Origin of the sequence: Crossiella sp. CA-258035 (genome assembly GCF_030064675.1) — a bacterium.
GTDB lineage: Bacteria > Actinomycetota > Actinomycetes > Mycobacteriales > Pseudonocardiaceae > Crossiella.
Genome location: NZ_CP116413.1, coordinates 1165031 through 1185402, shown reverse-complemented (window position 1 = coordinate 1185402; position 20372 = coordinate 1165031). Strand labels below are relative to the sequence as shown.

General features: G+C 71.4%; 19 protein-coding genes, 1 tRNA gene and 1 pseudogene. 14 read left to right on the top strand and 7 right to left on the bottom strand.

Going from position 1 to position 20372, the window contains the following annotated elements; all coding sequences use genetic code 11:
* Positions 1-6: 6 nt before the first annotated feature.
* Positions 7-228 (bottom strand): DUF3618 domain-containing protein, encoded by a 222-nt coding sequence (locus N8J89_RS05730; RefSeq protein WP_252480084.1) that lies wholly within the window; start codon positions 226-228, stop codon positions 7-9.
* Positions 229-346: 118 nt separating this feature from the next.
* Between N8J89_RS05730 and N8J89_RS05725 the strand changes: the two genes are divergently transcribed.
* A tRNA-Leu gene (locus N8J89_RS05725) sits at positions 347-420 on the top strand.
* Between the two features lie 595 nt (positions 421-1015).
* Positions 1016-1531, top strand: coding sequence for a hypothetical protein (locus N8J89_RS05720; RefSeq protein WP_283663306.1), 516 nt, complete (start codon positions 1016-1018; stop codon positions 1529-1531).
* Positions 1532-1923: 392 nt separating this feature from the next.
* On the opposite strand, the pseudogene N8J89_RS05715 reads toward N8J89_RS05720, so the two are convergent.
* Positions 1924-2094, bottom strand: a pseudogene (locus N8J89_RS05715) (helix-turn-helix domain-containing protein); the annotation flags it as partial.
* Between the two features lie 48 nt (positions 2095-2142).
* On the opposite strand from N8J89_RS05715, the gene N8J89_RS05710 reads away from it, so the two are divergent.
* From N8J89_RS05710 to N8J89_RS05700, 3 genes are all read left to right on the top strand, one after another.
* On the top strand, positions 2143-2916 hold the full coding sequence (locus N8J89_RS05710) for an imine reductase family protein (protein WP_283663305.1): 774 nt from the start codon (positions 2143-2145) through the stop codon (positions 2914-2916).
* A 355-nt stretch (positions 2917-3271) separates the two neighbouring features.
* Positions 3272-4168: a ParB/RepB/Spo0J family partition protein gene (locus N8J89_RS05705; RefSeq protein WP_283663304.1), complete on the top strand. Its 897-nt coding sequence runs from the start codon at positions 3272-3274 to the stop codon at positions 4166-4168.
* 14 nt (positions 4169-4182) lie between these two features.
* A complete protein-coding gene (locus N8J89_RS05700; RefSeq protein ID WP_283663303.1) occupies positions 4183-4941 on the top strand; it encodes a phosphotransferase enzyme family protein in 759 nt (252 codons plus the stop codon).
* On the opposite strand, the gene N8J89_RS05695 is transcribed toward N8J89_RS05700, so the two are convergent.
* Positions 4938-5396, bottom strand: coding sequence for a nucleoside 2-deoxyribosyltransferase domain-containing protein (locus N8J89_RS05695; RefSeq protein ID WP_283663302.1), 459 nt, complete (start codon positions 5394-5396; stop codon positions 4938-4940). The genes N8J89_RS05700 and N8J89_RS05695 overlap by 4 nt on opposite strands.
* A 65-nt stretch (positions 5397-5461) precedes the next feature.
* On the opposite strand from N8J89_RS05695, the gene N8J89_RS05690 reads away from it, so the two are divergent.
* The 5 genes from N8J89_RS05690 (at position 5462) to N8J89_RS05670 (ending at position 11264) form a co-directional block, all read left to right on the top strand.
* Positions 5462-6397 (top strand): carbohydrate kinase family protein, encoded by a 936-nt coding sequence (locus N8J89_RS05690; RefSeq protein ID WP_283663301.1) that lies wholly within the window; start codon positions 5462-5464, stop codon positions 6395-6397.
* Positions 6394-8265, top strand: a complete 1872-nt coding sequence (locus N8J89_RS05685) for a transketolase (RefSeq protein WP_283663300.1) — start codon at positions 6394-6396, stop codon at positions 8263-8265. Before N8J89_RS05690 ends, N8J89_RS05685 begins: the two co-directional genes overlap by 4 nt.
* A complete protein-coding gene (locus N8J89_RS05680; RefSeq protein ID WP_252480076.1) occupies positions 8262-8921 on the top strand; it encodes an HAD family hydrolase in 660 nt (219 codons plus the stop codon). The genes N8J89_RS05685 and N8J89_RS05680 overlap by 4 nt, the downstream gene beginning before the upstream one ends.
* A gap of 67 nt (positions 8922-8988) precedes the next feature.
* Positions 8989-10254, top strand: coding sequence for an aspartate aminotransferase family protein (locus N8J89_RS05675; RefSeq protein ID WP_283663299.1), 1266 nt, complete (start codon positions 8989-8991; stop codon positions 10252-10254).
* A 14-nt stretch (positions 10255-10268) separates the two neighbouring features.
* Complete coding sequence (locus N8J89_RS05670; protein ID WP_283663298.1) at positions 10269-11264, top strand: zinc-dependent alcohol dehydrogenase; 996 nt, start codon at positions 10269-10271, stop codon at positions 11262-11264.
* Here the strand turns inward: N8J89_RS05670 and N8J89_RS05665 are convergent.
* Together N8J89_RS05665 and N8J89_RS05660 are read right to left on the bottom strand one after the other, a co-directional pair.
* Positions 11261-12454, bottom strand: a complete 1194-nt coding sequence (locus tag N8J89_RS05665) for an MFS transporter (protein ID WP_283663297.1) — start codon at positions 12452-12454, stop codon at positions 11261-11263. The two genes, N8J89_RS05670 and N8J89_RS05665, sit on opposite strands and share 4 nt — an antisense overlap.
* A 5-nt stretch (positions 12455-12459) precedes the next feature.
* Positions 12460-13818 (bottom strand): trehalose-6-phosphate synthase, encoded by a 1359-nt coding sequence (locus N8J89_RS05660; RefSeq protein ID WP_283663296.1) that lies wholly within the window; start codon positions 13816-13818, stop codon positions 12460-12462.
* A 79-nt stretch (positions 13819-13897) separates the two neighbouring features.
* Between N8J89_RS05660 and N8J89_RS05655 the strand changes: the two genes are divergently transcribed.
* Both N8J89_RS05655 and N8J89_RS05650 read left to right on the top strand, forming a co-directional pair.
* Positions 13898-14698, top strand: coding sequence for a GNAT family N-acetyltransferase (locus N8J89_RS05655; protein ID WP_283663295.1), 801 nt, complete (start codon positions 13898-13900; stop codon positions 14696-14698).
* 182 nt (positions 14699-14880) lie between these two features.
* On the top strand, positions 14881-15429 hold the full coding sequence (locus tag N8J89_RS05650; protein WP_283663294.1) for a snapalysin family zinc-dependent metalloprotease: 549 nt from the start codon (positions 14881-14883) through the stop codon (positions 15427-15429).
* 63 nt (positions 15430-15492) lie between these two features.
* On the opposite strand, the gene N8J89_RS05645 is transcribed toward N8J89_RS05650, so the two are convergent.
* Together N8J89_RS05645 and N8J89_RS05640 are read right to left on the bottom strand one after the other, a co-directional pair.
* Complete coding sequence (locus N8J89_RS05645) at positions 15493-15828, bottom strand: tetratricopeptide repeat protein (RefSeq protein WP_283663293.1); 336 nt, start codon at positions 15826-15828, stop codon at positions 15493-15495.
* Positions 15829-16102: 274 nt separating this feature from the next.
* Entirely contained in the window at positions 16103-17311 is a 1209-nt protein-coding gene (locus tag N8J89_RS05640) for an ROK family protein (RefSeq protein ID WP_502868422.1), read from the bottom strand.
* 141 nt (positions 17312-17452) lie between these two features.
* Between N8J89_RS05640 and N8J89_RS05635 the strand changes: the two genes are divergently transcribed.
* Together N8J89_RS05635 and N8J89_RS05630 are read left to right on the top strand one after the other, a co-directional pair.
* Positions 17453-19714: a histidine kinase gene (locus N8J89_RS05635; RefSeq protein WP_283663291.1), complete on the top strand. Its 2262-nt coding sequence runs from the start codon at positions 17453-17455 to the stop codon at positions 19712-19714.
* A gap of 1 nt (position 19715) precedes the next feature.
* Complete coding sequence (locus tag N8J89_RS05630) at positions 19716-20363, top strand: response regulator (RefSeq protein WP_252480067.1); 648 nt, start codon at positions 19716-19718, stop codon at positions 20361-20363.
* Positions 20364-20372 lie beyond the last annotated feature (9 nt).

Here is a 20372-nt window from a genome sequence, read left to right as displayed (position 1 = left end):
CCCCACTCAGCGGAAGATCTTGCGCACCAGCGCGAGCACCACCAGCACGCCAAAGGCGATCAAGGAGTACTTGATCCGCGGGTCGTCCAGCTTGGACTTCACCGCGGCCTTGGACTCATCCACGAACTTCTTCGGATTAGCCCGCACCGCCAGCTCGTCCAAGGTCGCGGCCAGCGAGTCCCGCGCCTGCTCGATGTCACGCTGAATGCTCTCCGGATCCCGAGCCACAGGTCCCTCCTCGCAGGACGAATGTCTGACGCGGGATCACGGTAGCCCCAACCCGCCACGCCGCGTCACCCAGTCCGCCTCCACCCGGCAGGTGTCGCCGGTTAGGCTGTACGCCGACGGGGCCGTAGCCCAATTGGCAGAGGCACACGGTTTAGGTCCGTGCCAGTGTGGGTTCGACTCCCACCGGCCCCATTCCGTCGACTGGGTCGCCCCTGCTCGCGCTGCGCGCTTCGCCGGGGCGACTCCATTCATCACACCGGGGGTGCGACCCCCGGACCCCGCCCGGCGGGCTCTGCCCCCGGACCCCCGCTCGCTTGGCGGGGGTGTCGCCGTGGTTCTCCGGTCGCTTGGCGGGGGTGCCGCCACGGGTCCCCGGTCGCTTGGCGGGGGTGCCGCCACGGGTCCCCGGTCACTTTGTGCGGGTGTCGCCACGGGTCACCGGTCGCTTTGCGGGGGTGCCGCCACGGGTCACCGGTCGCTTTGCGGGGGTGTCGCCGTGGTTCTCCGCTCGTCTTGATCTTTCTCTTTTCTCGGCTTACCTGGGCTTTCTACCTGGGATTTTGCGTTGATCTGGCGCTTGTTGGCCTCTTCCCCGTTGTTCTGGCGCACCATCGGCGAGACGTCACTCCAGGGGGGACTGATGGGCAAGCCTGATCAACCGCGCGGTCCGGACGGGAAGTGGATACCTCGCGCGAGTCGCCCTGCCTTGGCCGTTGTGGCGGCCGTCGCTGTTGGCGCTGGAGCGGTTTCGGTTGGCGGCGGGGCCGGGGCAGGGAGTGCTGTCTCGGTGCAGTCGTCGGTGGGGCAGGCGCTTCGTGGCGCGGTCCGCAGTGGCAAGGACGCCGCCCGGAAGGGGAAGCGGGGCGATGTCTGGCGTGGGATGCGGTTGCGGCGGGTGAAGGAGGCCGGGCGCAAAGCCGCCTCGTGTGCGCTGCACTCCTACGGCGAGGTGCGGCAGTTCTTCCTCCGGTCGCCCTGCCGGTCGCTGGACCGGATGTTGTTCGCCCTCGATGGCGGGCAGGGCGACACCATGATCGTGTCGGTGGCGTGGGTGCGGATGCCGGTCGCGGCGGAGGCTGAGCGGTTCCGGACGCTGGTCGATCTGGACGGCACCGGCAACGTGTCGCCGTTGGCCGCGGGGCTGGTGGGGGCGGCGGGCGTGACGTTCACCGGGCGGTACTACGACTCGCGGCGGGACGGGAAGCTGGTGGTGGTCGCCGAGGCGGAGCCGCTGTCCGGGCGACCCGCGCCCGAGCTGCTCGATGGCGTGGCGGAGGTTCTGGTGGAGCTGCCGCCGCCCTGACCTGCCGCGCGCAGCGTGCTGACCACGATGGTGACCGCCGCCGTTACCGCCTTGGCCCGGGTCGTCCTGCCCTCGGCCGCCGCGGTGGCCAGGCCGTCCAGGGCGTGGAACAGGCCGGTGATGACTGGCGGGGTGGCTGGGGCGAAGGGGCGGAAGGCGGCGCGGAGCTCATCCCGGTACAACTGCTCCGACTGGTGGCGGAAGTGGCGGGTTTCCGGGTGGCCGGAGAGGGCCGCTTTGATCTCCGCGCATTCCGGGCCCGCGGCGAGCAGGCCGTCGACGTAGGCCGTGACGACCGCGGTGGCCACCTGGTGGAGTGAGCCCGCCCGGGCCCTTGCCGTGCGCATGGCCTCGCTCAGCTGCTCGTCGTAGTCCCGGTACAGGGCCAGGAGCAGGCCTTCTCTGGTGGTGAAGTGGTCGTAGGCGACGGGGCGGGAGACGCGGGCGCGTTCGGCGAGGCGGACCAGGGTCAGGGCGGCGGCGCCCTCGGTGGCGATGATCTCGGTGGCGGTGTCCAGGAGTTGCCTGCGGCGGTCCTGGCGGTTGAGGCGTTGGTCTGCCATGTGCTTATCCTACAGAACGTAGGTTATGTTTTGTAGGTTGGAGGACGCGTGGAGCAGGTTGCGGTGGTGGGGGTCAATGCCCGTGGGACCGGGCTGGCCGGGGCGTTGGGGGTGGTGGCCGGGGACTCCTTCGATGCGGCGCTGGTGGTGTTGTGCGCGGCGGACCACGACGAGCTGTGGTCGTTGCTGGCGCGGGATCTTGGTGGGCGGGACCTGGTCAACCTCACCTCGGGCACCAGCGCGGAGGCCCGGGAGACCGCGGCTCGGGTGGCGGCCAGGGGCGGGCGGTACCTCGACGGGGCGCTGATGGCGCATCCCGAGCACGTGGGCCGACCGGAGACGGAGCTGGTCTACAGCGGGGACGCGGCGGTGTTCGAGCGGCACCGGGCGGTGCTGGACCGGCTGGGCAACGCGACCTACCTCGGCGCGGACCCCGGCACGGCGGCCCTCTACGACATCGCGCTGCTGAACTTCGCCTGGGCCACGCTCGTCGGCTACCTGCACACCGCCGCGCTGCTCACCGCGGACGGGGTGCGGGCCAGCGCGGTGACGCCGATGCTCACCCGGTGGCTGCGCGGCACCGTCTCCGAAGTTGTCGCCGACTACGCAGAACAGGTGGATCACGGTGCGTATCCGGGCGAGCAGGACTGGCTGGAGCTGGACTGGCCGCTGATGGCGAACCTGGTGCGGGCCAGCGAGGAGCGCGGGCTGGATTCGGCGTTGCCGCGGCTGGTGGAGTCGCTGACCGCGCGGGGTGTCGCCGCTGGCTTCGGCTCGGCGAGCTTCGCGAGTCTGGTGGAGGTCATCCGGGGTGCGGCTTAGTTGTCCGGTGTCGCGAATGCCGTGCCGGACTGAATTCACGCACACGCGAAACCCGCTGGATACCGGCCATTCGTTGCTGATCTCGGCCAAACCCGATCACCGTAACCAGTCTTGACAGTGGCCCGGCGGGTAGGTTACGTCTGGTTCTTATCACGGTTCGGTTTCGGACCGGCTCCGTTGGGGAGATCAGAACTGGGGATGCACTTGGGGCTGTCGCGCAAACGTTCTTTCTGCTAGCGGTTAGGCCACACGAGACGGCGCTGGGGAGGCGGTCTACGTGCAGGACGACGTCCGGCAACTGGAGCGAGCGGAACATTTGACGAGTCCGGTCCGGGATGGCGGCCGCACTCGGATCGTGCCGATCAGCAGTCTGAGCTTGCGGGATTCGCCGCGTTCGGCCGGGGCCGATGCGGAGCACGTGGCGAAACTGGCCGGTTCAGCTGCCGCGCTGCCGCCGATTCTGGTGCACTGGCCGTCCCTGCGGGTGATCGACGGCGTGCACCGGGTGCGGGCCGCGATCCTGTTGCGGCGGACCGAGATCGAGGCGGAATTCTTCGAAGGCAGTGAAGCGGAGGCATTTGTGCTGGCCGTGCGGCTCAACACCATGCACGGCCTGCCGCTGACCCTGGCCGATCGGCGGGCCGCGGCGGAACGGATCATCGCGGCCACCCCGGAATGGTCGGATCGGGTGGTCGGCGGCACCACCGGACTGTCACCGCGCACGGTGGCCACGATCCGGGCCCGTTCGAATCCCGGAATTGCGCAGTCGAACACCCGGATCGGCGCGGACGGCCGGGTCCGGCCGATCAGTCCGGCGGCCGGCCGGATTCGCGCCTCCCGGTTTGTCCGGGACAACCCGGATGCCTCGTTGCGGCAGATCGCCAAGGAGGCCGGGATTTCGCTGTCCACCGCGCGCGATGTGCGGATGCGGCTGAACCGGGGTGAGGATCCGGTCGCCCGGCGCAAGCCTGCTGGACCGGCGGTCGTGGCGGCGGAGGAGGATTCTTCGCGGCTGGCGCGGATCGGGGCGATCGTGCAGAGCATGAACAGCGATCCGAGTTTGCGGCTGACCAGTTCGGGCCGGACACTGCTGCGCTGGATTCACCTGCAAGCCGGTGCGCTGCACAGCCTCTACGGCGCGATCGACGGCCTGCCCGCGCATTGTTCCGATCCGGTGGCCAAACTCGCCCAGTACTACGCGGAGGCGTGGAAGGAGATCAACCGTCGGCTGGAGACCCCGCCGGAAGAATAGTTAGGGTGGCGCTCGTGGAAGAAATCCTGACCGGCGGCAACATGACCAGCGTGGTGAAAGTGGGTGACACGGTCCGGCGGACCGCCGGGCCGTGGACACCCTCGGTGCACGCGCTGCTCGACCACCTGCGCCGGCGCGGCTTCGACCGCGCGCCGGAGGCATTGGGCCTGGATGAGCAGGGCCGGGAGGTCATCAGCCTGCTGCCCGGCGCGGTGGCGCACTACCCGCTGCCCGCGCACGTGCTCAGCGACCGCACCCTCATCGCGGTCGCGGAACTGCTGCGCGACTACCACGAGGCCACCGTCGACTTCCGGCCACCGGAAGGCGCGGTCTGGCAGCTGCCCGCGCACGAACCGGTGGAAGTGCTGTGCCACAACGATTTCGCCCCGTACAACCTGATGTTCGAGGGAGACCGGCTTACCGGGGTCATCGACTTCGACACCATCTCCCCCGGTCCGCGGGTGTGGGACCTGGCGTACACGGCCTACCGGTTCGTGCCGCTGACCGACCCGGAAAATCCCGATGTGCCCTATCCAGGTCTCGCGGAACAGCGCAGGCGGCTGGCGTTGTTCGTGGCGGCCTACGGAATGGCTGAGATCACGCCCGGTGCGGTGGCCGCGACGGCCGTCCGGCGACTTCGGGAAATGGTCGAGTTCATCGTGGGCCGGGCTCGGAATGGTGATCCGGCGCAACAGCGGGTGTTCGAGCTCGGCCACCACCTGCTCTACGAACGGGATATCGCCTATCTCGAAGCGAACCGGCTCGCGGATTAGGCGGCGAGCACCAAGAGCGCCTGGTCGAGTGCGTCCGGCAGGGTGTCGGCCTGGGGCACGCCGAACAGCTCGGCGGTGCCGCGGAGATAGGCCATCTCGGCGGCTTCCGGCGGCGCGCCCAGCACGGCCTTGCCGGAACGGGCCCAGAGGCCGAACTCGAAATTGGAGGTCAGGCCGGGCAGTTCCGGCATGACCCGGGGAATCCAGAACACGATCGCGTCGGCGTGCGCGCCGGCCAGCCAGTCCCAGCGCAACTGCACCTCGACCGGAACGGCCGGTTCGCCCGGCCGGGACTGCGGGTGCAGCACCACTCCGGTGAACTGGACTTTGCGCAGATGGGCGCAGGCCTCATCGCGCCAGGACGCGGTGGAGTTCCGCGGTGACGGACCGGCCAGGAACAGGCGCGGGCCGCTGGTGACCGACTCGACGGGATCGGGGCAATGGAGGACGCGCACCCGGCGAGCGTAAGGCGAATCGACGTGTTTGCGCGCTCTCCGCCTGCTCCGGCAGGGTGCTTTCCATGACGAGTCCACCGGAAACGCGCTACGACGTGGTGGTCGTCGGAAATGCCACGATCGACTACACCCTGCGCATCGGCGAAGCGCTCAGCCCCGGCCACAAGCAGGTGGCGCACGAGCTGGCCAGGGCGGTCGGCGGGGAAGCGACCAACGCCTGCCTGGTGATGAGCGTGCTGGGCCTGCGCACCAACTTCGTTGGCCGTTTTGGCGCGGATCCCGACGGCGAACAGCACCGCCGTTTCCTGCTCGACCACGGCTGCGCGGTCGAGGGCTCGATTCTGGTGCCGGGCGCCGACCACCATTTCGCCGCGGTGGTGGTGGACGGAAATGGCGAACGGACCATCGTGACCCAGAAGGACCCGGCGCTGACCCCGGACCACACCCAGCTGCCGCCGAGCCTGCTGCGCCGCTGCGGCGCCTTCTTCTCCGACGGCAGGGAGGCCGAGTTCAGCCGGTACGGCCTCGAAGCCGCCAAGGGACTCGGGGTGCGCACCTTCGCCGACGTCGAGGACGCCGACTGGCTCGGCGCCGCGCTGGCCGACATCGACGAGCTGATCGTGCCCGAACACGTGGCCGTCCGGTTCGCCGGCACCGAGGTGGCCGAGGACGCCGCGCGCAAGCTGCTGGCCGGCGGCCCCGAGGTCGTGGTGGTGACCCTCGGCGCGCGCGGCTCGGTGGTCGCCGACGCGGACGGTCGGGTCGACCGGGTGCCTGCGGCTGCGGCCAAGGTGATCGACTCCACCGGTGCGGGCGATGCCTTCCACGGCGCCTACGTGGCCGCCCGGATCGCCGGACTCGCTCCAGCGAAGGCCGCCACGGCGGGTGCGGTCGCTGGTGCGGCGACCTGTGAGCACGTCGGTCCGCGCGCGCCGGGACCGGAGATCGCGAGGCGGTGCGGGCCACTGCTCGGCCTGGCCGAGGGAGGAGACCCGAGATGACCGAGCTCGCAGGCAGCGAGGTGACCAAGACCCAGCTGCGCCGGCTCGCCGACCAGCTCCGCGCGGACGCGATCCGCACCAGCACCGCGGCCGGATCGGGGCACCCCACCTCGGCGATGTCCTGCGCCGATGTGGTCGCCACGCTGATGAGCCGCCACTTCCGCTACGACTGGGCCGATCCCGCGCACCCGGACAACGACCGCCTGGTCCTGTCCAAGGGACACGTCTCCGGGCTCTGGTACTCGGTGCTGGCCGCGGCGGGCGCGATCGAGGTCGAGGAGCTGTCCACCTACCGCCAGCGCGGTTCCCGGTTGCAGGGCCACCCGACGCCCGACCTGCCGTGGGTGGACGTGGCCACCGGCTCGCTCGGTCAGGGACTGCCGATCGGGGTCGGCATGGCGCTGGCCGCGCGGCTGGCCCGCCGCCCGTACCGGGTGTGGGTGCTGTGCGGGGACGGCGAACTGGCCGAGGGCTCGATGTGGGAGGCATTCGACAAGGCCGCGATCCACCGGCTGGCCAACCTGACCGCGATCATCGACGTGAACGGCTACGGCCAGTCCGGGCCGGTGCCGCACCGGAGCCCGGCCGAGACCTACGCGGCCCGGCTGCGCGCCTTCGGCTGGCAGGTCGCCGAGATCGACGGCCACGACCTCGACCAGGTGGACGCCGCACTCGCCCAAGCAGGCACGAACGCCGAGCCGCTGGCCATCGTCGCGCGCACGGTGAAGGGGCAGGGCTTCGAGGAGATCACCCACCGCGCCGAGATGCACGGCGCGGCCCTGGACGAGGCCACCGCCCGCCGCGCGCTGGCCCTGATCGAACCGCCGGAACGAGTGCGGCTGACCGGACCGCCGCCCCCGCGCAAGCCCGCGCAACCGCCGCCCGCCCGGACCGAGGTGCGCCTCCCCCGTTACGCCGTCGGCGCGGCGGTCGCCATCCGGGACGCCTTCGGGGACGCGCTGGCCGAGCTGGGCGAGCGCCCGGAGGTGGTGGTGATCGACGGCGACGTGACGGTGTCCATGCGCACCGACCGGTTCGCCGCCCGGCACCCCGGCCGGTTCATCGAGACCTACATCGCCGAGCAGCAGATGCTGGGCACCGCGGTCGGCCTGTCCGCGCGCGGTTTCACCCCGGTGGTCTCCACCTACGGCGCGTTCCTGAGCCGGGGCTACGACTTCGTCCGGATGGCCGCGATCTCGCGGTCGCGGCTGGTGCTGGCCGGTTCGCACGGCGGGGTGGAGATCGGCCGGGACGGCCCCAGCCAGATGGCGCTGGAGGACCTGGCCGCGATGCGCGCCATCCACGGCTCGGTGGTGCTCTACCCCAGCGAGGCGGTCTCCGCGGGGGCGCTGACCAAAGCCGCGCTGGACACCGGCGGCATCTGCTACCTGCGGATCACCCGCAACGCCCGGCCGGTGCTGTACGGCCCCGAGGAGCAGTTCCCGGTGGGCGGTGCCAAGACGCCGCGCTCGGACGAGCGGGACTCGGTGGTGCTCGCGGCCGCCGGGGTGACCGTGCACGAGGCGCTGGAGGCGGCGGACACCCTTGCCGCGCAAGGGATCCACGCCAGGGTGCTGGACCTCTACTCGGTGAAGCCCTGCGACACGGCCACGGTCCGGCTGGCGCTGGCCGCCACCGGCGGACGGCTGGTGGTCGCCGAGGACCACCGGCCGGAAGGCGGGCTCGGTGCCGCCATATTCGAGGGGCTGGCGGAGCAGGAGATCACGTATCGTGCCCGGCACCTGGCGGTGCGGACCATGCCCGGTTCCGCCTCGCCTGCCGAACAGCTCGACCTGGCCGGGATCTCGGCCGGGCACATCGCGGCCGCGGCCCGCGACCTACTTCGAGGCGGTGACCTGGACCGGTGAACGGCCACTTCGACCTGGTGATCTTCGACTGCGACGGCGTGCTGGTGGACAGCGAGCGGCTCTGCGTCCAGGTCGAGGCGGAGCTGATCACCCAGACCGGGTGGCCGCTGACGCCGGCGGAGGTGGCCGGCCGGTTCCTGGGCAAGTCGGATGAGCACATGCTGGCCGAGATCGAGCGCCAGGTGGGCCGGGCGCTGGGCGCGGACTGGCTGGCCGGGCTGCACGAGCGCTACCGGGACCGGTTCCGCCGCGACCTCACCGCGGTCCCCGGCGTGGTGGCGGCACTGGACGCGATCGCCGCCGCGGGTGTGCCGACCTGCGTGGCCTCCAGCGGCACCCCGGAGAAGATGGCCACCACGCTGGGCATCACCGGGCTGGCCGACCGCTTCGACGGCCGGATCTTCAGCGCGGTGGAGGTCGAGCACGGCAAACCGGCGCCCGACCTCTTCCTGCACGCCGCCAGGAAGATGGGCGTGCCGCCGGACCGCTGCGCCGTGGTCGAGGACAGCCCGGCCGGTGTCGCCGCCGGACGGGCGGCCGGTATGACGGTGCTCGGCTACCGCACTGAACTGGTGCCGCCGGGCGCGCTGACCGGCGAGCGCACCATTGAGTTCGAGGACATGCGCGAGCTGCCCCGACTCCTCGGTTTGCGCTGAATTTCCTTTGTTCGCAACCACTCTTACCCGTCCATAGAATTTCCTCTGTCAGCCAAGAGGAGGTTCGATGGCTACCAATCTGGTGGGCGACGTCAGGGAGTTGTACTCCTACAGCGTCGGAACGGTCACCATCGTCGACGGGGAGGGTGTTTACGCCTGCGACGCCGAGGGGAACAAATACCTCGACTGCGCCGCCGGAACTTTCAACCTGAGCATCGGTTATCGCCATCCCGCACTGGTCAAGGCGATTCAGCACCAGGCCGAGCTGCTGGTGCACGCGTCCTCGTCGTTCCAGAACCACCCGGTGAACGAGCTGGTGCGCAAACTCGTCTCGGTGTCGCCGGAGAACATCCAGCGCGTGCACCTGAAAGTGGCCAGCGGCTCGGATGCCAATGAGGGCGCGATCAAACTGGCCCAGCGGGCCACCGGCCGCCGGGACATCATCAGCCTGTTCCGCGGCCACCACGGCCAGACCATGGCCACCACCGCGATCTCCGGCAACGCCTTCCGCCGCGCGCCCTTCCCGGAGGTGGGGATCAGCAGGCTGATCGTGCCGGACCCGTACTGCCACCGCTGTTTCTACGGGCAGCGGCGGGAGACCTGCGGCCTGATGTGCGTGAACCGGATCGACGACTTCATCGAGTTCGCCAGCTCCGGCAGTGTCGCCGCGGTCATCGTCGAGCCGATCACCGGCAACGGCGGCAACGTGGTCGCGCCGGACGGTTATCTCGCCCGCCTGCGCGAGTTCTGCGATGAGCGCGACATCGTGCTCATCTTCGACGAGATCCAGACCGGCATCGGCCGGACCGGCCGGATGTTCGCCGCCGAGCACTTCGGCGTGCAGCCGGATGTCATCACCATTGGCAAGGGTCTCGGCGGTGGCGCGCAGGTCGCCGCGATGCTCTCCGATCCGAAACTGGGGCCGATGGAGACCGAATACCTCTCCTTCACCTCCGGCGCGAACGTGCTCGCCGCCGCGGCGGCCAACGCCACCCTGAGCGTGGTGGACGACGAGGATTTCCTGGCGAATGTGCGCGAGGTCGGCGCACACATCCTGTGCAGGCTGACCGAGCTCCGGAATCGGCACCGGTGTGTCGACGACATTCGCGGCGTCGGCCTGATGATCGGTTTCGAAGTGGTCGACCGGGACGGCACGCCTTCGCCCGCGCTGACCAACGAGATCGTCCGGAAAGGCCGGGAACACGGCCTGCTGTTGCGTTCCTCGCGGTACGGCCTCGGCAACGTGGTGAAGATCCGCCCGCCGCTGATCCTGACCCACGAGGAGGCGGACCTCATCTGCGACCGGCTGGACCGCGTCCTCACCTCACTCTGAAAGGCACGGACAACATGCATGTCCTTCAGTTCCGCGGACCCGGTGAGCTGACGCTGGAACAGCGGGCCGCCCCGCCCGCGCCCGGACCGGGCCAGGTGACCTTCCGGCCCACGCTGGCCGGGGTCTGCGGCACCGACCGGGCGATCTACCTCGGCCGCTACCACTGCGAGCCGCCCAGGGTGCTCGGGCACGAGGCGGTCGGCGTGGTGACCGAGGTCGGCGAAGGGGTGACCAGGCTGCGGCCCGGCGACCGGGTGGTGCTGGATCCGACCCAGTCCTGCGGCCGCTGCGACCGGTGCCTGCGCGCGGAGAGCAGCCACTGCGCGAACAAGTCGGCGCTGGAGATCGGCGTCGGCCGGGACGGCGCCTTCGCCCAGCTGCTCACCGTCGAGGAGCAGGCGCTCTACCCGCTGCCGGCCGACGTGCCGGACCGGCGTGGCGTGCTGATCGAGCCGCTGGCCTGCGTGCTGACCGGGCTGCGCGCGGCCGCGGTCGGCCCTGACGACCGGGTGGTCGTGCTCGGCGGCGGCCCGATGGGCGTGCTCTCCGCCCTGCTCGCGGTCCGCTGGGCGGCGCGGGTCAGCCTGGTCGAGCCCGACCCGTACCGGCGCGAGCTGGCCGAGGCGGTCACCGGCCTGACCCCGCTGGCCGAGCTCGACGAGTCAGCCTCCCCGCCGCCGACGGTCGTGGTGGACACCACCGGCTCGCTGCTGGAGCCGAGCCTGCGCACGGTGCAGGACGGCGGGCGGGTGCTGCTGCTGGGCTGCGACACCGCGGCCACCGCCACGGTCCGGCCCTTCGACCTGACCGGCCGCTGCGTCAGCCTGATCGGCAGCTGCGACTACCACGCGCAGGTGTTCCCGGCCGCGATCGAGCTGATCCGCGGCCTGCCCTGCGAGCAGCTGGTCACCGACGTCTTCCCACTCACCGAGTCCAGCGCGGCCTTCGAGCTGCTCGCGCTGGGACCCGGCAGCGGTTACGGCGCGGGCAAGCTCGCCTTCGCGCCCTAGCGGGCGGTCGGCTCAGGCTGCTTCTTCTTCCCCAGCACGGCCTGGGCCGACGCCCCGAGCGGGCCGATCAGCGCGGCCAGCAGTCCCACCACGACGAACGCCACCGCCAGGCTGCTGACCTGGGCGATGCCGCCGACCAGCGGCGATCCGGCGAAGGAGCCGCAGTAGGCCACCGTGGTGACGAACCCGATCTCGCGCGCCCCGTCGCCGCCGTTGTCCCGGCCCGCCTTGCCCGCCATCGCCAGCGCCACCGGGAACGCGTAGGCCAGGCCAACTCCGGCGAGCGCGAAGCCCAGGTAGCTGACCAGGGCCGAGGGCACCAGCACCGCGCTCAGCAGGCCGAAGGCGCCGACCACGCTGGTGCAGACCAGGATCCGGGCCGCGCTCCACCGGTTGCGCACCTGCTCGCCGAACAGCCTGGCCACCATCATCGAGGCGGCGAAGACCGTGTAGGCCAGCGCGGCCGCGCCCTCGGACACGCCCCGGTCGCCCACCAGGAACAGCGCGGACCACTTGCCCGCGGTGCCCTCGGCGATCACCGAGCACAGCGCGACCCCGGCCAGCAGCCACAGCGCGGGCAGGCGGAACGGCGCCCGGCCGGTGCGCCCGGCCTCGTCCTGCTTCGGCTGGCCGGTGAGGTCCTTGGGGATGGCCCGCAGCGCGGTCAGCGTGGCGGCCAGGCCGACCACGCCCACCACCAGCAGGTGCGCCTGCGGGCTGATCTTGAGTCCGGCGGCCAGCGCGGCGGCCAGGGAGGCGAGCACGCCGCCGATGGGCAGGGCCGCGTGGAAGATCGACATCACCGGGCGGTCGAGCCGCTGTTCCATGGCGGCCGCGGCCACGTTCATCGCCACGTCGAGCAGGCCGATGCCGAGCCCGAGCACGACCAGCGCGATGCCGAAGGCCACCACCGTGGTGACCGAGCCGAGCAGCGGCAGCGTCAGGCAGACCAGCAGCGTGCTGGCCGCCAGCATCCGGCGCGCGCCGAAGGCCATGCACAGCCGGCCGGCCAGCGAGGCCGCGATGATCATGCCGATGCTGGACCCGGTCAGCGTGATGCCGAGGATGCCGACGTCGGCCCCGATCTGCTCCACGATGCCCGGCAGCCGCGGCGTCCAGCTGCCGTGGGCGAAGCCGCTCAGGGCGAAGAACGCCGACACCGGCGCCAGGCGGCGGATGTCCTGTCGCATGGATCTCACCTTTCCGCGAGCAGTGCGAGCACGCTGTCGGCCCAGGACTCCCAGGTGTGCGGCGCCACGGCCGCACGCAGCCCTGCCGAGGGGCCGCTGAGCAGTCCCCGGCACAGCGCCTCGGCCTGCTCGGCCACGTCGAAGGGGTTGACCACCAGCACGTGCTCGCCCAGCACCTCGGCCGCGCCCGCGTTCTCCGAGAGCACGATCCGCAGCCGGTCGTTGAGCATGGCCGCCTCGAACGGCCCGACGTTCTGGCCGTCCACCACCGAGTTGGCCACCAGCACGTCCGCGTGCGCGTAGGCGCCGAAGGTGGCCGCCACGTCGTTGACCTGGACCACCCGCACCGCCTCCGCGCCCAGCTCCTTGTTCGTCAGCGCCGCCTCGGCCTCGACCTGCTCCAGGTAGCGCAGGTTCGCGGTGTGCCCGAGGTGGTGCGGCGCGGCGCGCACCAGCAACCGGCTCTCCCGCAGCCGGGGCTCCCCGGCCAGGGCCAGCCGGAAGGCCTGGATCGCCCTGGGCGCGTTCTTGATCGGATCGGTCCGGCCGTAGTGCACGACCAGCGGACGCCCCGCCGCCCACCGCGCGTCCTCCGGCGGGAACTCCGCCTGCCGCAACAGGTCCGGGCTGTAGCCCAGTGGCTGGACCACGACCCGGCCGCCGAGCTCCGCGCCGCCGAACTCCCGCGCGCAGTCCAGGATGTTGCGCGCCCACCGCTCGGCCAGCACCACGACCAGGTCCGAGCTCAGCAGGCCGCGGATCATCTCCTCCCGCATGTACCGCGGCAGCACCCGCAGCTGCCCGGGATCCGGCCAGGCGACGTGGATGACCGTGCAGATCGACACGCCCGGCACCGCCGCGCGCAGCCGCGCCGGCAGCCCGGTGAACTGGTAGTCGTGCAGCACCACCCGCGCGCCGGGCTCGCCGCCGACGACCCTGGCGATCCGGTCCGCGTAGTCCTGGCAGAACTCGCCCATGGCCGCCCAGTCCCGCCGGGTGCCCTCGTCGAAGGTGGGCTCGGACCAGCGGTCCCACACCCCGTGCAGCGCCTGCCACAGCAGCCCGCTGCTCATCCGGTCCTGCACCGCGGCGAACACCTCGGCCCGGTGCTCGAGCAGGTGCAGCCTGGTGTGGCCGTCGCCGATGGCCATCTCGAACCCGCCGGGGTGCTCACGGGCCAACTGCCGGTCGCCGTCACTGGTCGCGCTGGAGATCCAGGGCACGCCGGCGCCCAGCCGCCGCGCCATCGCGCTGACCACACCGGTGGCCGCGCCGTGCGGATTTCGCGGCTCGACCGCGCCGGTGCGCGCATTCAGCCGAAACTCCGCAGGCCCCCGCTTGCTGACGAGAACAGTGCTGGTCATCACCGATCACAGTGAATAGCGGACCGGCCGGAGTGGCAAATGTTTGACCACTCCAACGGGCCGCACGCACACTCCGGGAATGAGCCTGGAGACGGCACGATTGCTGGAAGAGCTGGCGATCCACGCGTGGCCGGCGCTGAGCATCGAGGAGCTCGGCGGCTGGCGGCTCCGGTACGGCGCCGGGGTCACCCGGCGGGCGAACGCGGCCTGGCCGAACGAGCTCAGCGGCGAGCTGGACCTGGACACCCGGATCGCCCAGGTCGAGAAGTTCTACGGTGAACGCGGCCTGCCGCCGTCATTCCAGCTGTCCCCAGCCGGTTTGCCCGAAGAACTTGATGAGGCGCTGGCCCGGCGCGGCTATCAGTGGAAGTGGCCTACCGCGGTCCAAGCCGCCGAGGTGGACGAGGTGCTCGACCGCACCGCCGCCCCCGCAGCGCCGGAAGTGCGGATAACCCCGGTCATCGACGAAGAATGGTTCGGCGCCTACTGCAGATCCGAGTCGCCGAGAATAAGCGCGGACGCCGAGGAGTCCGCGGACCGGCTCACTCCGGAGAGCGCCGACATTCGCGCCAGGATCCTGCGCCGCATCGCACTGCCCACCGCCTACGCCTCGGTTCGCCTGGACGGCGAGCCGGTCGCGATCGCCTTGGGCGTGCGCGAACAGGACTGGCTGGGCATCTACTGCCAGGCCACCCTGCCCTCGGCGCAACGCAGGGGCGCGGCCCGCGCGATCCTGCACGCGCTCGCCCGCTGGGGCCGGGCCGACGGCGCGAGCAAGCTCTACCTCCAGGTGATGGACGACAACCCGGCGGCGCTTCTCCTCTACGCCAACGCCGGATTCCGGACCGTCTACCAAACCCACTACCGCGTGCTCGCCTAACTGACCCGCAACCCGCCATTGGTCTGCACCGGTCACGACTACTCACCCGGGCCGACGGTCCTGTCTTTGCGCCATAACCCCAGGATTGGGGGGCATTGGTATATGCGTGGCCGTTGATGTGTCGGGCTCGGCGCGATTAGCTGGGGGCAGCTCTTTTCCCCTGCATCGCTAGGAGATGAACCGTGCTCCAGAACAAGATCAGGCGGCTGGTGGTCGGGGTGGTCACCGCGGCGGCCTCGCTGCTCGTGGTCATCTCACCCGCGGCCGCGGAGACCAGCGCGGTCCGAGTGATCAAGTACGACACCAGCCAGGCGCAGGAGTTCAAGGCGGCCTGGGACGAGGGCGCCCGGGTCTGGAACGCCTCGGTCAAGAACGTCCGGTTCGAGCCGGGCACGCCGGCCCAGGTCCGGATCCTGGCCGACAACGGCTGGCCGCGCGCGCAGGTGACCAGCCTCGGCCGCGGCACCGTGTGGATGGGCCGCACCGCGGTCAACGACGGGCACCACATCCCGCGGATCACCACGCACGAGCTGGGGCACATCCTCGGCCTGCCGGACCGGCGCACCGGCCTGTGCGTCGACCTGATGTCCGGCGCCAGCGCGGGCACCAGCTGCAAGAACGTCAACCCGAACGCCGCGGAGAAGGCCCAGGTGGAGCGCAACTTCGCCAACGGCTTCGGCAGCGTGGAGCCGTTCAGCACCGACGGCCGGGAGTGGGCCCTCGCGGGCTGATCTCGAACAAGCGAAACGGCCCGGCCGCGTTCCTGCCGCGGCCGGGCCGTTCGTCTGTTCTGCTCAGGCCACCCTGGCCAGCGCCTCCGCGTAGTCCTGGCTCGGCGAGAGCGCCGCGGCCAGCCGGAAGTGCGGCGCCGACTCCGGCCGCCTGCCCGCGCGCTCCAAGGTGCGGCCGAGCAGGAAGCGGACGTAGTGGTCGGTCGGGTCGGCCTCGGTCAGCTCGGTGAGCAGCCGCTCGGCCCGGCCCAGCTGCGCGGAGTGGTAGTAGGCGCGGGCGGCCAGCAGCCGCACCGAGAACTCCGCGTCCTCGCCCAGCACCGGCGCCAGCACCTGCAGCGCGCCCAGCGGGTCGCCCTGGGCCAGCAACGACTCCGCCCAGCGGTAGTTCTCCAGCATCTCGACCCTCCACAGTGGACTCAACGGCGCTCGTGACACCGGCTCAACACCGTGGCAGGGCTGGGCATTCCCGAGTAGGGGGAGCCCTGCCTGCTCCAGTGCCCTGGGGAAGCGCTGGGACCAGGCAGGGCTCGCAGCGCCGGCCGGGTGGGTCGGGATGCGGACATCCCGTCAGCCTGACGCCTACGGCCGAAGGCGGCAGCAGCGCAGCGGGCCTGCCCTCGACATACTTCAGAGTAGGCAGCCGCGCTGACGTTTCGCTGACGCGCGGCGTTCAGCCGGTGTGCACATGGCGGTCGAACACGGTTTCCTCCGCCGCGCGCAGGCCCACCGCGACCGCCCCGGCCAGCACCGCGTCATCGCCCAACTCCCCGCCGACCACGGTGGGCAGCAGCGGGCTGAGGTAGCGCAGCGCCCGCTCCATCGGCTCGATCAGCAGCTCGTAGTTGCGGCCGACCCCGCCGCCGAGCACCACCAGCTCCGGATCGATCACCGCGGTCACCGAGGCGATGCCGTAGGCCAGCCTGGCCGCGATCAGCTCGACCACCCGCAGCGCGGTCGGCTCCTGGGCGCGGGCCGCGTCGAACACGTCCTTGGCGCTGCGGGCCTGGTCCAGGCCCAGCTCGTGGGCCAGCTCGACCACCGCGCCGGCCCCGGCGGCCTGCTCCAGCAGCCCGCGCGGCGAGGGCGCCAGCTCGCCGGAGAGCACCGCCTGCTCGTCGAAGCGTCCGTAGGGCAGGTAGCCGATCTCGCCTGCCGCGCCGTTCGCGCCGCGGACCAGCTGCCCGTCCATCACGATCCCCATGCCGACCCCGGTGCCCACGGTGACCAGCACGAACGCCCGCGCCTCCCGGGCGACGCCGCGTTCCCGCTCGCCGAGCGCGGCCAGGTTCGCGTCGTTCTCCACCACCAGCCCCGGCCCGAGCACCGACTCCAGCTCGTCCAGCAGGCCCTTGCGGCCCCAGCCCGGCAGGTTCGGCGCCAGCTGCAACGCCCTGCTGTTCCGGTCGGCCACTCCGGGGCTGCCGACCACCTTGGCCACCACCTGGTCGAACCGGATCCCGGCCGAGCCGACGATGCGATCGGCCAGCTCCCTGACCTGCCGCACCAGCGCGGAGGCCGAGCGGCAGCGGTTGCGCTCGTCGCAGCGGGCCGCCTCGGTCCCGCCCAGGTCGACCAGGGACAGCCGGATCCGCTCCCGGCCGATGTCCACCGCGAGCACGTAGCCGGCGGCCGGGTTGGCCTCGTAGACCACCGCCGAGCGCCCCGGCCCGGCCGAGGTGCGACCGGCCGGGCGCACCAGGCCGGCCTGCTCCAGCCCGAGCAGGGCCTGGCCGACCGTGGGTTTGGACAGGCCGGTGCCCTTGGCCACCTGCGGCCGGGTCGCCGGACCCGATCGGCGTAGCAGTTCGAGCACCGCACGCTGGTTGAGCACCCGCATGCTGGCCGGTGTTCCGACCGGATGGCTCGACTGGCCCGTCACGCGCTACCCGCTTTCCTCAACTTGGTGCGGTGAAGTCTAGAACCGCGAGTGTGGGACCGGTTCAAGGACTGACCAGCGACCTCAAGAATTCGGTGCCAGAACGTTGTCGCACTCAATCGGGGTATGCAGCACGATTACCCCGTGTCGGGTTCGAGGGGGCGGGTCATCCTGGTGGCGGCTTTCGCCGTCCTCTCCGTCGCGCTCGCGGTGGTGTGCGTGCTCAGCAGGGCACTGGCCCCCTCCGACGGCACCCTGGTCAACCAGAACGACTTCGCCACCCCGGACGGCGTGGTGAAGGTGCTGGGCGAGACCCGCGACGGCCCGTTGCGGGTGGGCGACGTGATCATCGCCATCGACGGCCGCGACACCAGCGAAGGCGCCAGGCAGCCGGGCGGCCCGGCGTTCCGGGAGGGCCAGACCCTCGACTACGAGGTGCTGCGCGGGCGCGAGCGGCTGACCATCCCGGTCACCCTGACCCAGTACCCGCTGCTCGGCCAGCTGATCCACAACTGGCCCAACCTGCTGGTGCTGTTCCTGCTCTTCGGCGCCGCGGTCTACCTGTTCGCCCGCCGGCCACGGGACCCAGCCGCACGGGCCGCGGTGGTCGCCTCCTCCATCGCCATGATCACGCTGGCCGGGTCGGGCTACTTCGGCATCGAGGCGCTGGACCTCATCGCGGGCGAGCAGTTCTACCGCTGGTACGGCGGCCAGATCTTCTGGGTGCTGCTGTGGGGCGGCATGCTGCACTTCGCCCTGGCCTACCCCGAGGTGACCACCAAGACCAGGTACGGCCTGCTGCTCGCGCTCGGCTACGGCGGCGGCCTGGTGCTCTACGGGGCCACGGTCGCCATCGGGCTGCCCATGACGGACAACCCGGTGGAGGCGCTCAACGTCTGGGCCTCGCCGATCCGCACCGTGCTCTTCGTCTACCCGCTGCTGGTCTTCGGCGTGCTCGTGCACAAGTACCGCGCGAGCAAGAGCCACCTGACCCGGATGCGGCTGCGCTGGCTGGCCGCCTCGCTCGGCCTGGCCACGGTGCTCTACGCGCTGTTGTGGGGCCTGCCGGTGGCCCTGTTCGGCGAGGAGATCTTCGCCTACCAGTACCACGTCCTGGTGTTCCTGCCGGTGCCGCTGACCGTGGCCATGGCGGTGCTGCGCTACCAGGTGATGGACATCGAGATCGTGCTCAGCCGCTCGGCGACGTACGTGATCCTGTCGGTGTTCGTCGTCTGCGGGTACCTGGCGCTGGTCGGCCTGCTGCGCTGGCTGGTGCTGCCACACTCCAACGACCTCGCCGAGCAGGCGGTGGCCGCCGCGGCGGCCGCGCTCATCGTGCTGCCGCTGCACGACCGGCTGGCGAAGCTGGTCAACGAACGCCTCTTCGGCTACCGGGACGACCCCTATCGGGTGGTTTCCGCGCTCTCCGCCCGGCTGGAGCAGACCCAGACCCCGGAGGCCATGCTGCCCGCGCTGGTGGAGACCATCGGGCACGCGCTGCGGCTGCCCTACACCGCGATCGAGCTGGAGCGGGACAAGGGCCTCGAGGTGGTCGCCGACTACGGCGAACCGGTCGGCGAGCCGGTCCGGCTGCCCCTGGTCTACCAGGGCGAGCGCATCGGCGACCTGGTGGTCTGCGCCCGCGGCGCGGGCGAGGAGTTCAACGACCCGGACCTGCGGGTGCTCGCCGACGTGGCCAGGCACGCCGGCGCGGTGGCCTACACCGCCCGGCTGACCACCGACCTGGCCCGCAGCCGCAGCAGGCTCGTTCGCGCCCGCGAGGAGGAACGGCGGCGGCTGCTGCACGACCTGCACGACGGGGTCGGGCCCACGCTGGCCGCGGCCGCGCTGGGCCTGCAAGTCGTCCGGCAGGTGATGAACACCAACCAGGGCGCGGCCGAGGAGATGCTGAGCAGGCTGGAGGACGAGCTGCAGGGCGCGATCGGCGAGATCCGCCGGGTCGCGCACGGGCTGCGGCCGCCGGTGCTGGACCAGCTGGGCCTGGCCACCGCGGTGCGCGAGCACGCGGCCACGCTGGCCGGGCGGATCGGCGGCAACGGGGACGCCCCGCTGACCATCTCGGTGGACGTCTCCGACCAGCTGCCCCCGCTGCCGGCCGCGGTCGAGGTGGCCGCCTACCGGATCGTGTGCGAGGCGCTGACCAACGTGGCCAGGCACTCCGGCGCGCAGAGCTGCCTGGTCCGGGTCTGGCTGGACCGGGACCTGCACGTGGAGGTGCTCGACGACGGCCTCGGGCTCGGCGAGACCAGGCGCAACGGGGTCGGGCTGCGCTCGATGCGGGAACGGGCCGGTGAGCTCGGCGGTGACTTCCAGGTGGAGTCCCGTGACAAGGTGAGGGGAACCCGCGTCGCGGCGCGGTTGCCGGTGCCGAGGGAGGAAGCCTGAGTTGGACCAGCTACGGATCCTGGTGGTGGACGACCACCCGCTGTTCCGCTTCGGCCTGTGCCAGACGTTGCAGCAGGTCCCCGACGTCGAGGTGGCTGGCGAGGCGGCCACCGGCACGGCCGCGGTGGCCATGGCCGACTCGCTGCAGCCCGACGTCGTGGTGATGGACCTGAACATGCCGGACTTCAACGGCGTTGAGGCGACCAGGCGGATCGTGCGCACCAGTCCGCACATCGGTGTCCTGGTACTGACCATGTTCGACGACAACGAGTCCGTCTTCGCCGCGATGCGCGCCGGGGCCAGGGGTTATCTGCTCAAGGGCGCGACCCCGGAGGAGATCGTCCGGGCCATCCGGGCGGTCGGGGAGGGACAGGCCATCTTCGGCCCCGCCATCGCCTCCCGGCTGCTCGGCTTCTTCGGCAACAACGCCCGCGCCCAGGTGGAGGCATTCCCCGAGCTGACCGCCCGCGAGCACGAGGTGCTGGTGCTCATCGCCCAGGGCGAGGGCAACGCCGCGATCGCCCGCAAGCTCGTGATCAGCGGAAAGACCGTGCGCAACCACGTGTCCAACATCTTCTCCAAGCTGCACGTGGCCGACCGCACGGAGGCGATCATGCGGGCCAGGGAAGCCGGTTTGGGCGAGAACTAGCGACCACAA

Coding starts and splice junctions, on each gene's coding strand:
- N8J89_RS05690 (WP_283663301.1), top strand. CDS start 5,462: ATGACGAGTCCACCGGAAACGCGCTACGACGTGGTGGTCGTCGGAAAT.
- N8J89_RS05685 (WP_283663300.1), top strand. CDS start 6,394: ATGACCGAGCTCGCAGGCAGCGAGGTGACCAAGACCCAGCTGCGCCGG.
- N8J89_RS05675 (WP_283663299.1), top strand. CDS start 8,989: ATGGCTACCAATCTGGTGGGCGACGTCAGGGAGTTGTACTCCTACAGC.
- N8J89_RS05670 (WP_283663298.1), top strand. CDS start 10,269: ATGCATGTCCTTCAGTTCCGCGGACCCGGTGAGCTGACGCTGGAACAG.
- N8J89_RS05665 (WP_283663297.1), bottom strand. CDS start 12,454: ATGCGACAGGACATCCGCCGCCTGGCGCCGGTGTCGGCGTTCTTCGCC.
- N8J89_RS05660 (WP_283663296.1), bottom strand. CDS start 13,818: ATGACCAGCACTGTTCTCGTCAGCAAGCGGGGGCCTGCGGAGTTTCGG.
- N8J89_RS05655 (WP_283663295.1), top strand. CDS start 13,898: ATGAGCCTGGAGACGGCACGATTGCTGGAAGAGCTGGCGATCCACGCG.
- N8J89_RS05645 (WP_283663293.1), bottom strand. CDS start 15,828: ATGCTGGAGAACTACCGCTGGGCGGAGTCGTTGCTGGCCCAGGGCGAC.